This is a genomic window from Streptomyces sp. NPDC024687 (assembly GCF_055559055.1).
Genome location: NZ_JBVHLJ010000001.1, coordinates 985,402 through 998,593, shown reverse-complemented (window position 1 = coordinate 998,593; position 13,192 = coordinate 985,402). Strand labels below are relative to the sequence as shown.

14 protein-coding genes and 1 riboswitch are annotated in these 13,192 nt (G+C 70.9%); of the genes, 9 read left to right on the top strand and 5 right to left on the bottom strand.

Annotated features, from left to right (window positions below):
- Positions 1-421 precede the first annotated feature (421 nt).
- The gene (locus ACZ39I_RS04445) at positions 422-1,642 is read right to left on the bottom strand and encodes an NAD(P)/FAD-dependent oxidoreductase (RefSeq protein ID WP_467242780.1); all 1,221 of its coding nucleotides are present in this window, start codon (positions 1,640-1,642) and stop codon (positions 422-424) included.
- A gap of 32 nt (positions 1,643-1,674) precedes the next feature.
- Positions 1,675-2,025, bottom strand: coding sequence for an avidin-fold protein (locus ACZ39I_RS04440; protein WP_403657201.1), 351 nt, complete (start codon positions 2,023-2,025; stop codon positions 1,675-1,677).
- A gap of 52 nt (positions 2,026-2,077) precedes the next feature.
- Positions 2,078-2,189, top strand: a riboswitch (TPP riboswitch).
- On the opposite strand from ACZ39I_RS04440, the gene thiO reads away from it, so the two are divergent.
- The 6 genes from thiO to ACZ39I_RS04410 all read left to right on the top strand — a co-directional run bounded on the left by thiO (position 2,187) and on the right by ACZ39I_RS04410 (position 8,022).
- Entirely contained in the window at positions 2,187-3,350 is a 1,164-nt protein-coding gene (thiO, locus tag ACZ39I_RS04435) for a glycine oxidase ThiO (RefSeq protein ID WP_467242779.1), read from the top strand. It overlaps the preceding riboswitch by 3 nt.
- Positions 3,347-3,547: a sulfur carrier protein ThiS gene (thiS, locus tag ACZ39I_RS04430; RefSeq protein ID WP_467242778.1), complete on the top strand. Its 201-nt coding sequence runs from the start codon at positions 3,347-3,349 to the stop codon at positions 3,545-3,547. Before thiO ends, thiS begins: the two co-directional genes overlap by 4 nt.
- A 3-nt stretch (positions 3,548-3,550) precedes the next feature.
- The gene (locus ACZ39I_RS04425; protein ID WP_467242777.1) at positions 3,551-4,348 is read left to right on the top strand and encodes a thiazole synthase; all 798 of its coding nucleotides are present in this window, start codon (positions 3,551-3,553) and stop codon (positions 4,346-4,348) included.
- Between the two features lie 148 nt (positions 4,349-4,496).
- On the top strand, positions 4,497-6,434 hold the full coding sequence (gene pknB / locus ACZ39I_RS04420; RefSeq protein WP_467242776.1) for a Stk1 family PASTA domain-containing Ser/Thr kinase: 1,938 nt from the start codon (positions 4,497-4,499) through the stop codon (positions 6,432-6,434).
- 186 nt (positions 6,435-6,620) lie between these two features.
- Positions 6,621-7,556, top strand: a complete 936-nt coding sequence (locus ACZ39I_RS04415; RefSeq protein WP_467242775.1) for a deoxyribonuclease IV — start codon at positions 6,621-6,623, stop codon at positions 7,554-7,556.
- Position 7,557: 1 nt separating this feature from the next.
- On the top strand, positions 7,558-8,022 hold the full coding sequence (locus ACZ39I_RS04410) for a DUF4396 domain-containing protein (RefSeq protein WP_467242774.1): 465 nt from the start codon (positions 7,558-7,560) through the stop codon (positions 8,020-8,022).
- 12 nt (positions 8,023-8,034) lie between these two features.
- Here ACZ39I_RS04410 and ACZ39I_RS04405 read toward each other — a convergent pair whose 3' ends face one another.
- Positions 8,035-8,667, bottom strand: a complete 633-nt coding sequence (locus ACZ39I_RS04405; RefSeq protein WP_467242773.1) for a sulfite oxidase-like oxidoreductase — start codon at positions 8,665-8,667, stop codon at positions 8,035-8,037.
- A 177-nt stretch (positions 8,668-8,844) separates the two neighbouring features.
- Between ACZ39I_RS04405 and bfr the strand changes: the two genes are divergently transcribed.
- Positions 8,845-9,324: a bacterioferritin gene (gene bfr / locus ACZ39I_RS04400; RefSeq protein ID WP_020119871.1), complete on the top strand. Its 480-nt coding sequence runs from the start codon at positions 8,845-8,847 to the stop codon at positions 9,322-9,324.
- 35 nt (positions 9,325-9,359) lie between these two features.
- Here bfr and ACZ39I_RS04395 read toward each other — a convergent pair whose 3' ends face one another.
- On the bottom strand, positions 9,360-9,593 hold the full coding sequence (locus ACZ39I_RS04395) for a (2Fe-2S)-binding protein (protein WP_467242772.1): 234 nt from the start codon (positions 9,591-9,593) through the stop codon (positions 9,360-9,362).
- Positions 9,594-9,727: 134 nt separating this feature from the next.
- Positions 9,728-11,080, bottom strand: a complete 1,353-nt coding sequence (locus ACZ39I_RS04390) for a class II 3-deoxy-7-phosphoheptulonate synthase (RefSeq protein ID WP_467242771.1) — start codon at positions 11,078-11,080, stop codon at positions 9,728-9,730.
- A 96-nt stretch (positions 11,081-11,176) separates the two neighbouring features.
- Here ACZ39I_RS04390 and ACZ39I_RS04385 point away from each other — a divergent pair, with 96 nt between their 5' ends.
- A complete protein-coding gene (locus tag ACZ39I_RS04385) occupies positions 11,177-11,233 on the top strand; it encodes a trp operon leader peptide (protein ID WP_071528813.1) in 57 nt (18 codons plus the stop codon).
- A gap of 101 nt (positions 11,234-11,334) precedes the next feature.
- Positions 11,335-13,191 carry an anthranilate synthase family protein gene (locus ACZ39I_RS04380; RefSeq protein WP_467242770.1) on the top strand — a complete coding sequence of 619 codons (1,857 nt, stop codon included), beginning with the start codon at positions 11,335-11,337 and terminating at the stop codon, positions 13,189-13,191.
- The last annotated feature ends 1 nt before the right edge of the window (position 13,192 follow it).

Genomic DNA, 13,192 nt, shown 5'->3' with positions numbered 1-13,192 from the left:
GCGCCGCCGGACCACGCCGCCGGCCGATGCGCCACTGTGACCGCGGGTGGCGTCCGATTGCGCGGCGCCTCGCCCGGAAAGCCCAAGCGTGGCCGCCGGTAGGTCAGGGGCATCAGACACCACCAGGCCGCGCCGCCGAACGACCCGCCACCGCAATCCGCCGACCGCGACCCGTCGCGCGACACCCTGCCCAGACGGCCGGAAGCGTGGCTGCCAGCAGGTCAGGCGCGTCAAGCGTCACCCGACCGCGCCGCCGCGACGGAAGGGCCTTGCCCGCCTCCGCTGTGGTCGCCGGTGGCGGACTCGTCGCCCTTGCCGGAGGCCTTCACCTTGGCGACCCCGCCGGCGCGATCGCCGAGCTCCGTGGCCGGACCGGGCCGCCCACGCCTTCGCCGCTCCGGAATCGCCGGGTCCGGGCCGCCTAGGCTGTCGCCGCCTTGAGCGGTCTCGCCGGGTCTGCCAGGAGTTCCGGGTCCATCTCCGTGCCCGCCTCGATCAGGCGGCGGCCCTGGGCCAGGTCGCGGGGCCGGCCCACCGCCAGGAGGGCCACCAGGCGGTTCTCGCGCAGCCAGCACACCGTCCAGGCGGGACCGGACGGCTCGCCGCGCCACAGCGTCGTGTCGGCGGACGCGTGGTGGCCGGCGTACTGGACGAAGCGGCCGAACTGCTCGGACCAGAAGTACGGGACCGGGTCGTAGACCGTGGGGGTCTCGCCCAGGATGTCGGCGGCCACCGTGCGGGGGCCCTGGAGGGCGTTGTCCCAGTGGTGGACCAGCAGGCGCTCGCCGTACCTCGCCGAGGGGAAGGAGGCGCAGTCGCCGACCGCGTAGACGTCCGGCGCGGAGGTGCGCAGCCGGTCGTCGGCGAGGACCTCGCGGTGGGCGCCCAGCTCGATGCCGGAACCGGCGAGCCAGGCCGTGGCGGGCCGGGCGCCGATACCGACCACCACAGCCCCCGCGGCCACCCGGGAACCGTCGTCCAGGACGACCGCGCCCGGCTCGATGCGCTCCACGCGCGCGTTCGTCCGCAGAACGGCCCCGGCGTCGGCGTACCAGGAGGCCATCGGCGCGGCCACCTCGGCGGGCAGCGCGCCCGCGAGGGGCCGGTCGGCGGCTTCCACGACCGTCACCGCGCAGCCCGACTCACGCGCGGCGGTGGCGAACTCGGCGCCGATCCAGCCCGCGCCGACGACCACGATGTCGTGCTGCAAGGCGAGCACAGGGCGCAGCCGCTCGGCGTCGTCCAGGGTGCGCAGCAGATGCACGCCGGGCACGCCCTCCGCGCCGGGCAGCCGGATCGGTTCGGCGCCGGTGGCGATGACCAGGACGTCGTACGGGCAGGGCCCGGCCTCGGTGTCCAGCTCGTGCACGTCGGGGCGCACGCCCAGTGCCTCGCGGCCGAGCTGCAGTTCGATGCCGAGGGCCTCGAAGTCCACGTCGAAGGCGGATCCCTCGGCCTTGCCCAGCAGCACGGCCTTGGAGAGCGGCGGACGGTCGTACGGCTGATGGGGCTCCGCGCCGATCAGCGTGACGGTTCCCGTGAAGCCCTGTTCACGCAGGGCGACCGCGGTCTGCACCCCGGCCATGCCCGCGCCGACCACGACCACCCGCCGCTGCGCCTGCGCCTGCATCTGCTCGCTCATTTGATCACCATAGTCACCTGACAATCAGTCAGTCAGGAGTCGTGCTCCGTGACCTGCTCCACAACGCTCGTCCCGCTGCCCGGCTGCGACTCCCACTCCCATGTCTCCTCCAGCCGCACCCGGCCGTCGGGAAGCTCCACGACCGTCGAGACACAGTGCCCGGAGGATGTCGTCCCGTCAGGCTTGAGCTGGACGTACCGGAAGTCGAGACGGTCCCCCGCGCGCGTGCCGACGAGATGGCCGCGTACGACGTCGCCGCCCGCGTACTCGGCCCAGATCTCCCCGTCCTTCTCGTGGTAGGTGAACCGGGTCCGCGTCCCCACCTGACCCGGTGCCTGATCGGCCACCGGGGCGAGGACGAGACCGTCGAGCGAGCGGGGCATGGCGCGAGGCTCCCTTACAGCGGCACACGGGCACGGGCTAGGGTGGCCAACGTAGAGCACTCGCGGGAGCCCGGACGCACCGGGCTGAGAGGGAGGCTGGCGGCCTCCGACCGTACGAACCTGATCCGGGTCATGCCGGCGAAGGGAGGGGCTGGACGCCCATGTCCTCACGTACGTCAGACGTCCTCGTCGTCGGGGGCGGCATCATCGGCCTGGTCACGGCCTGGCGGGCCGCGCAGCGCGGTCTCACCACGGCCGTCGTGGACCCCGAACCGGGCGGCGGGGCCGCCCAGGTGGCCGCCGGGATGCTGGCCGCGGTCACCGAACTGCACTACGGCGAGCAGACCCTGCTGGGCCTGAACCTCGCCTCCGCCCAGCGCTATCCCGCCTTCGCGGCCGAGCTCACCGAACTGACCGGACAGGATCTCGGTTACCGCCGGTGCGGCACGCTCGCCGTCGCCCTGGACGCCGACGACCGCGCCCACCTCCGCGAACTGCACGCGCTCCAGCGGCAGTCGGGGCTGGAGTCGGAGTGGATGTCCGGCCGGGAGTGCCGACGGCTGGAGCCGATGCTCGCGCCGGGGGTGCGGGGCGGGCTGCGGGTGGACGGCGACCACCAGATCGATCCGCGCCGCCTCACGCGCGCGTTGCTGGCCGCGTGCGAGCAGGCAGGTGTCGTCTTCCACCGCGCGTGGGCCAAGGGCCTCCGTGTCGCGGGGGACCGGGCCGCGGGGGTCACCACGACTGACGGCGACGAGCTGGGCGGGGGTCAGGTGGTACTCGCCGCCGGAAGCCTCAGCGGCCGCCTCGAAGGGATCCCCGCGGACGTCCTGCCCCCGGTACGGCCCGTCAAGGGCCAGGTGCTCCGGCTGACCGTTCCTCCGCGCTACGCGCCCTTCCTGAGCCGTACCGTGCGGGCCGTCGTGCGCGGCAGCCAGGTCTATCTGGTGCCGCGGGAGAACGGCGAGCTGGTGATCGGCGCGACCAGCGAGGAACTGGGCTGGGACACGACGGTGACCGCGGGCGGGGTGTACGAGCTGCTGCGGGACGCCCACGAACTCGTCCCCGGCATCACCGAACTGCCGCTCACAGAGACCCGCGCGGGACTGCGCCCGGGGTCGCCGGACAACGCCCCGCTGCTCGGTCCGACGGAACTGCCCGGCCTCCTGCTGGCCACCGGGCACTACCGCAATGGCGTGCTGCTCACGCCGGTCACCGGGGACGCCATGGTGCACGTCCTGACGACCGGTGAGCTCCCCGACGTGGCACGCCCGTTCACCCCGAGGCGCTTCGCCGCCACGGAGCTCCTGGAGCAGCCGGTATGAACATCTCTGTCAACGGAGAGCCGCGGGAGTTCGCTCCCGGCACGGCTCTCGACACCGTCGTACGGGCGCTGACGCCGGCGCCCTCCGGGGTGGCCGCCGCGCTCAACGAGACCGTCGTCCCGCGCACGCAGTGGCCCTCGACGCCCCTCACCGAGGGAGACCGCGTGGAAGTCCTCACCGCCGTCCAAGGAGGCTGACCCATGGCCGACGATCCCTTTGTCATCGGCGGTACGTCCTTCTCGTCGCGGCTGATCATGGGCACGGGTGGCGTGCCCAGCCTGGAGGTGCTGGAACGGGCGCTGGTCGCCTCCGGCACGGAGCTGACGACGGTCGCGATGCGGCGGGTGAACCCCTCGGTGCACGGCTCGGTGCTGTCCGTGCTGGAGAAGCTCGGCATCCGGGTGCTCCCGAACACGGCGGGCTGTTTCACCGCCGGGGAGGCCGTCCTGACGGCCCGCCTCGCGCGCGAGGCGCTCGGCACGGACCTGGTCAAGCTGGAGGTCATCGCCGACGAGCGCACCCTGCTGCCGGACCCCATAGAGCTGCTGGACGCGGCGGAGACGCTGGTCGACGACGGCTTCACGGTACTGCCGTACACGAACGACGACCCTGTACTGGCCCGCAAGCTGGAGGACGCGGGCTGCGCGGCGATCATGCCGCTGGGCTCACCGATCGGCTCCGGCCTCGGCATCCGGAATCCGCACAACTTCCAGCTGATCGTCGAGCACGCGCGTGTGCCGGTGATCCTGGACGCGGGGGCGGGCACCGCGTCGGACGCGGCCCTGGCGATGGAACTGGGGTGCGCGGGTGTGATGCTCGCCTCGGCGGTGACGCGGGCGCAGGAGCCCGAGCTGATGGCGCATGCGATGCGGCACGCGGTGGAGGCGGGGCGGCTGGCGCGGCGGGCAGGGCGGATTCCCCGGCGGCACTTCGCGCAGGCGTCGTCTCCTGCGGAGGGCCTGGCGGCGTTGGATCCGGAGCGGCCGGCTTTTCAGTGAGTCGCGCCCAGGGCTGAATGCGTCCGGTGCACCTGCCTCGAGAGGCGCGCGTCCCCCACGTGCGATCCTCGTCACAGCTCGGCTGCAGTACCGCCCCGATCGGGTCGAACCGAATCGACTGTCAGCGGCGGCTCGTACACTCGCCTGCGTGGATACGACCCTTCAGGACCCGCTGGTCGGGCAGGTGCTCGACGGCCGCTATCGCGTGGACGCGCGGATCGCGGTCGGCGGGATGGCCACGGTCTACCGGGCCCTGGACACCCGCCTGGACCGCGTGCTCGCGCTCAAGGTGATGCACCCCGCGCTCGCGGCGGACGGGACCTTCGTCGAGCGGTTCATCCGGGAGGCCAAGTCCGTCGCCCGGCTCGCCCACCCCAACGTGGTGCAGGTCTTCGACCAGGGCACCGACGGGTCGTACGTCTATCTCGCCATGGAGTACGTCGCCGGCTGCACCCTGCGTGACGTGCTGCGCGAGCGCGGGGCCCTGCAGCCGCGCGCCGCCCTGGACATCCTGGAGCCGGTGCTCGCCGCGCTCGGCGCCGCGCACCGCGCCGGTTTCGTGCACCGGGACATGAAGCCGGAGAACGTCCTGATAGGGGACGACGGCCGGGTCAAGGTCGCCGACTTCGGTCTCGTGCGGTCGGTCAACACGGTGACGAGCAGCACCGGAGCCGTCCTCGGTACCGTGTCCTATCTCTCACCCGAGCAGATCGAGCAGCCGGGCGCCGCGGACGCCCGCGTCGACGTGTACGCGTGCGGTGTCGTGCTGTACGAGATGCTGACCGGCAGCCAGCCGCACGACGGCGACTCCCCCGCCATAGTCCTCTACAAGCACCTCCACGAGGACGTCCCGCCCCCCTCGGCCGTGGTCCCGGGGCTGCCCTACGAACTGGACGAACTGGTCGCGTCGGCCACCGCCCGCACCCCGGACCTGCGTCCGTACGACGCCGTGGCACTGCTCGCGATGACCCGCGAGGCGTATGGCCGGCTGAGCGCCGACCAGCTGGACGCGGTGCCGCCGCAGGCGCTGTCGGTGGAGTACGCCGGCGCCGAGAACAGCACGAGCGTGATCCCGCGCGCCCTGACGGTGCCGCGTCTGCTGCCGGTCAACGAGGACGAACCCGAGCCGGTATACCACCGCACCAGCGTGCTGGAGAGTCCCCCGCTCCCGCCGTCCCGGCGTGGCCGCTCCTCGGGCGGTTCCCGACGCGGCTCGCTCCTGATCGTCGCCGCGGTCCTGCTGGCCCTCGGGCTCGGGGCGGGCGTCTGGTACATCAACTCCGGCCAGTTCACACAGGTCCCGGCCCTCCTGGCGAAGACCGAGGCACAGGCCCGGGACCGGCTGGACGAGGCCGGTCTGGAGACCGGCAAGGTCACCTACGCCTACAGCGACACCGTCAAGCGCGGCACCGTCATCAGCACGGACCCGGAGATCGGCACCCGGATACGGAACCACGACTCCGTTTCGATCACCCTCTCCAAGGGCCCGCAGACGGTGAAGGTGCCCGACGTGGACGGCTACGAACTCGGCAGGGCGAGAACCCGGCTGAAGACCGAAGGACTCCAACCGGGCATGGTGACCCGGGAGTTCAGCGACGACGTCCCCAAGGGGTTCGTGATCGGCACCGACCCCGAGGGCGGCACCACGCTGCGCGCGGGCTCGGCGATCGCGTTCACCGTCAGCAAGGGCGCCCCGGTCGACGTCCCGGACGTCACCGGCGAGGACCTGGCGGACGCCAAGGCCGATCTGGCGGAGGCCGGCCTGAAGGTCAAGGTCGCCACCGCGCGGGTCAACTCCGACGACGACGCGGGCCAGGTCGCCCGGCAGACCCCGGACGCCGGCAGCGAGGCGGCCGACGGCGACACCGTCACGCTGACGATCTCCAAGGGCCCGGAGATGGTCGAGGTCCCGGATGTCACGGGCGACAGCGTGGACGACGCCAAGTCGGAACTGGAGGCGGCGGGCTTCCAGGTCGAGGAGGACCGCGGCCTGCTGGGCCTCTTCGGCGACACGGTGAAGAAGCAGTCGGTGGACGGCGGGGACACGGCCCCCAAGGGTTCGACGATCACGATCACCATCCGCTGACGAACGCTCCGCGCGGGCGCCACTCCTTGCCTCACACGGCCACGGGCGAGGCCGCCCGCGCCACACCCACCCAGGGGCGCGGGGAACTGCGCGCCCAGCCCCCACGGACCCGCAGCCACCCGAGGCAAGAGGCACCCCACCCCACCCCACCGGCCCGAGCGCCGCAGGCAATGGCACCCTGGATCGGTGACAACACAGCGCAACCCCGTCGGCGGCCACGTCCCCGTGGCCGGTGGCCTTCACTCGGTGGGCCTGTCGTACGCCCAGGACCTCGATGCCGAGACCGTGCAGGTCTTCGTCGCCAATCCACGCGGCTGGGCCACCCCCGTCGGCAACCCGCGCCAGGACGAGGCGTTCCGTGAGGTCTGTACGGAAAAGGCGATACCGGCGTACGTCCACGCCCCGTACCTGATCAACTTCGGCTCGCACACCGAGGCGACCGTGGAGAGGTCGGTCGACTCACTGCGGCACTCCCTCCGACGCGGACGCGAGATCGGCGCGCTGGGGGTGGTCGTGCACACCGGCAGCGCGACCGGCGGCCGCGACCGCTCCGTGGCCCTGAAGCAGGTGCGCGAGTACCTGCTTCCGCTCCTCGACGAGCTGACCCACGACGACGACCCGTATCTGCTCCTGGAGTCGACGGCCGGCCAGGGCTCCTCGCTCTGCTCCCGGACCTGGGACTTCGGGCCCTATTTCGAGGCCCTGGACGCCCATCCGAAACTCGGCGTCTGCCTGGACACCTGCCACATCTTCGCCGCCGGCCACGACCTCACCGGCCCGTCCGGCATGCACCAGACGCTCGACCTCCTGGTGGACACGGTCGGCGAGGGCCGCCTGAAGCTGATCCACGCCAACGACTCCAGGGACGTGGTCGGCGCCCACAAGGACCGCCACGAGAACATCGGCTCCGGCCACATCGGCGAGGACCCGTTCCGCGCCCTGATGACCCACCCCGCCACCGAGGGCGTCCCCCTGATCATCGAGACACCCGGCGGCAAGGAAGGCCACGCGGCGGACGTGGAGCGACTGAAGAAACTCCGGGACGGACAACCGGCAGGGAGTCGGGAATACCCCCAGGGGGTATGCGGTTCCTACCTACTGGACACAGAAACCGTCACCTGACATGGGGGCACTCATGCAGCACCGGACACAGGGTTGGGCCGTCGCAGTCCAGGCCACCCTCCACTGCCTCACCGGCTGCACCATCGGTGAGGTGCTCGGCATGGTCGTCGGGACCGCGCTGGGCTGGGGCAACCTGGCGACCACCGTACTGGCGATCGCCCTGGCCTTCTTCTTCGGCTACTCGCTCACCCTGCGCGGGGTCCTGAAGGCCGGCATGGGCTTCAGGGCCGCGCTTCGCGTCGCACTGGCCGCCGACACCCTGTCCATCGCCGTGATGGAGCTGATCGACAACGGCGTGATCGCCCTGTGGCCGAACGCCATGGACGCGGAACTCGCCGACCCGCTGTTCTGGGTGTCGCTGGCGATCTCGCTGGCCATCGCGTTCGTCGTCACCGTGCCGGTCAACAAGTGGATGATCGGCCTCGGCAAGGGGCACGCCGTGGTCCACCAGCACCACGGTCACTGAGCCCCGGAAGCGTCAGAGCTCGGGACCGTCCCCCGGCTCCTCCTGGTACGAGTACCGCTGTTCCTTCCAGGGGTCGCCGACGTTGTGGTAGCCGCGCTCCTCCCAGAAGCCGCGCCGGTCGGCGGTCATGTACTCCACGCCACGGACCCATTTGGGCCCCTTCCAGGCGTACAGATGGGGGACGACCAGGCGGAGCGGGAACCCGTGCTCCGCGGTCAGCAGCTCCCCGTCCTTGTGGGTGGCGAAGATCGCGCGGTCGGACGCGAAGTCCGCGAGCCGCAGGTTGGAGCTGAAGCCGTACTCGGCCCACACCATCACATGGGTGACCGTCGGCGCGGGCGGGGCGATCTCCAGGAGGGTGCGGGCGGGGATGCCGCCCCACTCGGCGCCGAGCATGCTGAACTTCGTCACACAGTGCAGATCGCCCACGACGGTGGTGTGCGGCAGAGCCGTGAACTCCTCGTGGTTCCAGCAGTGCTTCTCGTCGTCCGCGGTGGCGCCGAAGACCCGGAACTCCCAGCGCTCGGGCCGGAACTTGGGGACCGGGCCGTAGTGCGTGACGGGCCAGCCGCGCTGCAGTCGCTGCCCCGGCGGAAGCTCGGAGTGCGCCGCTTCTCCACTCTCCCGCTCCACCGGCTGACCCATGCCTTCCATCCTGACAGACCCGAGGCGATGCACCCGACCAACCCCCACTCAACACATCCCAAATCGGACTAAGCATGCCCTTACTTACTAAGTGAAGACTTACTGGACGATCTTCTTCGCCGGTGCAAGGATGCGGCGCAGCCTGCCTGTTCCCCACGGTTGGAAGGAGCCTCTGCGATGCAGGGCGACCCCGAGGTCATCGAATTCCTCAACGAGCAGCTCACGGGCGAGCTCACCGCGATCAACCAGTACTTCCTGCACGCGAAGATGCAGGAGAACTTCGGCTGGACGAAGCTCGCGAAGTACACGCGGCACGAGTCGTTCGACGAGATGAAGCACGCCGAGATCCTCACCGACCGCATCCTCTTCCTGGAGGGGCTGCCGAACTACCAGCGGCTGTTCCATGTGCGCGTGGGGCAGACCGTCAAGGAGATGTTCGAGGCCGACCGGCAGGTCGAGGTCGAGGCGATCGACCGGCTCAAGCGCGGTATCGAGGTGATGCGCGCCAAGGGGGACATCACCTCGGCGAACATCTTCGAGTCGATCCTCGCGGACGAGGAGCACCACATCGACTATCTCGACACGCAGCTGGAGCTGCTGGAGAAGCTCGGTGAGGCGCTGTACATCGCCCAGCTGATCGAGCAGCCCGAGAGCTAGTCCGGAGAGCTGGGCCCGAGAGCTGAGCCGGAGAGCTAGGCCGCCTCTTCCAGTTCCTCGACTCCGGTCAGGACCTGCTTGCCCGGGTCGGCCGGCTCACGGCGGGGGAACGCGCCGCGGCCGAGGATCGCCTGGATCCGACGTACACAGGATCCGCAGTCCGTCCCGGCCTTGCAGGCGGAGGCGATCTGGCGGGGTGTACAGGCGCCGCTGTCCGCGTGCTGCTGAACCTGCGCTTCGGTCACGCCGAAGCAGTTGCAGACGTACACGCGGACTCACCTCCTGCCGAGATCGATAAGGCTAACCTAACCTTACCCGGCGCTCAGGAACCGCAAAAGTGGAGTGGGGCGCGGATCGTATGTGATCCGCGCCCCACTTCATGTCCCGGTAACAGGCGAACCCGTCACTGGTCCCTGTACATCTCCGCGACGAGGAACGCCAGGTCGAGCGACTGGCTGCGGTTGAGCCGCGGGTCGCAGGCCGTCTCGTAGCGCTGGTGCAGATCGTCGACGAAGATCTCGTCGCCGCCGCCCACGCACTCGGTGACGTCGTCGCCGGTGAGCTCGACGTGGATGCCGCCCGGGTGGGTGCCGAGGCCCTTGTGGACCTCGAAGAAGCCCTTGACCTCGTCGAGCACGTCGTCGAAGCGGCGGGTCTTGTGGCCGGAGGCCGCCTCGTAGGTGTTGCCGTGCATCGGGTCGGTGATCCAGGCGACGGTCGCGCCGGAGGCGGTGACCTTCTCGACCAGCTCGGGCAGCTTGTCGCGGACCTTGTCGGCGCCCATGCGGACGATGAAGGTCAGCCGGCCGGGCTCACGGTCGGGGTCCAGGCGCTCGATGTACTGCAGCGCCTCCTCGGCCGTGGTCGTCGGGCCGAGCTTGATGCCGATCGGGTTGCGGATCTGGGAGGCGAACTCGATGTGCGCGCCGTCCAGCTGCCGGGTGCGCTCACCGATCCACACCATGTGCGCGGAAACGTCGTACAGCCGCCCGGTGCGGGAGTCGACGCGGGTGAGCGCCGACTCGTAGTCGAGCAGCAGCGCCTCGTGCGAGGAGTAGAACTCGACGGTCTTGAACTCCTCCGGGTCGGTCCCGCAGGCCCGCATGAAGTTCAGCGCCTGGTCGATCTCCCGGGCCAGCTGCTCGTAGCGCTGGCCGGAGGGGGACGACTTCACGAAGTCCTGGTTCCAGGCGTGCACCTGGCGCAGGTCGGCGTAGCCGCCGGTGGTGAAGGCGCGCACCAGGTTGAGCGTGGACGCGGACGCGTTGTACATCCGCTTCAGGCGCTCGGGGTCCGGGATGCGGGCCTTCTCGTTGAACTCGAAGCCGTTGACGGAGTCGCCCCGGTAGGTCGGCAGCGTCACGCCGTCGCGGGTCTCGGTGCCCTTGGAGCGCGGCTTGGAGTACTGGCCGGCGATGCGGCCGACCTTCACGACCGGCACCGAGGCGGCGTAGGTCAGCACGGCGCCCATCTGGAGCAGCGTCTTGAGCTTGTTGCGGATGTGGTCCGCGGACACGGCGTCGAAGGCCTCGGCGCAGTCGCCGCCCTGGAGGAGGAACGCCTCTCCCTTGGCGACGGCCGCCAACCGGGCGCGCAGCTGGTCGCACTCGCCCGCGAAGACGAGCGGCGGATACGACGCGAGGTCCGCGATCACTGCGCGCAGAGCCTCGGTGTCGGGGTACTCGGGCTGCTGCGCCGCGGGCAGGTCTCGCCAGGTGTTGCCAGCGCTGGCGCTGGTCTTAGCGTTCACGGTCACGACCTCAACATTACGGGGTCGTGTCGTGGCTCCCGAGCCGTGCCCAGGAAATGAGACACGGGGTACAAGGGCCGGACATGGGATAGGGTGCCTCGCATGTTCGCGCACTCGACCCAGAACTGGTGGTGGACCGCTCATCCGGCGGCCCACTGACTGCGCGTACGCAAGACTTCGCGAAGGCCGCCCGAGGGGCGGCCTTCGGTGTTTTCCGGGTCGTTCCTCACCGACATCGAGTCATCGAGAGTTGAGGAACCATGGACCTGACACACCTCCTGGACGACGACCGCCCCTTCGCCCTGCTCCGCCGCCGCACCCCCGGCCACGACGAGAGCACGGTAGAACTGCTCCTCGGCCCCGTCAGCACCTACGACCGTCTCGCCGACCTCCCCGACGAGGGGCTCGCGCTCATCCCCTTCCGCCAGATCCGCGAGCGCGGCTTCGACGTACGGCACGACGGGACCCCGCTCGCGGTGCTGACGCCCGACGAGACCCACTCGCTGTCCCTGCGGGAGGCCCTCGAGCAGCTCCCCGCGCACGACGTCCGGGTCGAGAACGGCGGCTTCGACGTCCCCGACGAGGAATACGCCGAGATCGTCGGGCGTGTCCTGCACGAGGAGATCGGGCGCGGCGAGGGCGCCAACTTCGTGATCCGGCGGACGTACGAGGGCGAGATCCCGGGCTTCTCCCGCGCGGACGCCCTCGCGCTGTTCCGGCGGCTCCTGGTGGACGAGCGGGGCGCGTACTGGACCTTCGTCGTCCACACCGGCGAGCGCACCCTGGTCGGCGCGAGCCCCGAGGTGCACGTCCGGATGAGCGGCGGGACCGTCGTCATGAACCCGATCAGCGGGACGTACCGCTATCCCGCCGAGGGCCCCACTCCCGAGCACCTGCTCGGCTTCCTCGCCGACGGCAAGGAGATCGAGGAGCTGTCGATGGTCGTCGACGAGGAGCTCAAGATGATGTGCACGGTCGGTGACATGGGCGGGGTCGTCATCGGGCCCCGGCTGAAGGAGATGTCCCACCTCGCGCACACCGAGTACGAACTGCGCGGGAAGTCCTCGCTGGACGTGCGGGAGGTCCTGAGGGAGACCATGTTCGCGGCCACCGTCACCGGTTCCCCGGTGCAGAACGCCTGCCGGGTCATCGAGCGGCACGAGGTCGGCGGGCGCGGCTACTACGCCGGGGCGCTGGCCCTGCTCGGCCGCGACTCCGGTGGGGCGCAGACCCTGGACTCCCCCATCCTCATCCGCACCGCGGACATCTCCGCCGACGGCCGCCTCAGGGTCCCCGTCGGCGCGACCCTCGTGCGCGGTTCGGACCCGGCGAGCGAGGTCGCGGAGACCCACGCGAAGGCGGCGGGGGTACTGGCTGCTCTCGGCGTACGACCGTCCCGGCCCCGTGCGGAGCACGCGCGCGTGAGTCTCGCCGACGACCCACGCGTGCGTGCCGCGCTCGACGGGCGACGCACCTCGCTGGCGCCGTTCTGGCTGCGGATGCAGGAGCCCCTCGACGAGCTCACCGGGCACGCCCTGGTCGTCGACGGCGAGGACACCTTCACGGCGATGCTCGCGCACGTCCTGCGGTCGAGCGGGCTGGACGTCACCGTCCGCCGGTACGACGAGGAAGGGCTCCGGGAGGCGGTGCTCGCGCACGAGGGACCGGTCGTGCTGGGCCCCGGTCCTGGTGACCCCTCCGACCTGGACGACCCGAAGATGCGGTTCCTGCGGGGCCTGACCACCGAGGTGATCAGGCAGCACCGGCACGGCGTCCTCGGCGTCTGCCTCGGACACGAGCTGATCGCGGCCGAGCTGGGCCTGGAGATCGTACGGAAGGAAGTGCCGTACCAGGGCGCGCAGACAACGGTCGATCTGTTCGGGCGGCCCGAGACCGTGGGCTTCTACAACAGCTTCGTGGCGCACTGCGACGACGAGACGGCGACCGAACTGGCCGCGCACGAGATCGAGATCAGCCGGGCGGCCAACGGAGAGGTGCACGCCCTGCGCGGCCCCGGCTTCGCGGGCGTCCAGTTCCACCCGGAGTCGGTCCTGACCCTGAACGGCGCCGTCGTCGTACGGGAGTTGGTGAGGCAGCTGCGCCGCACGACCGTGTGAG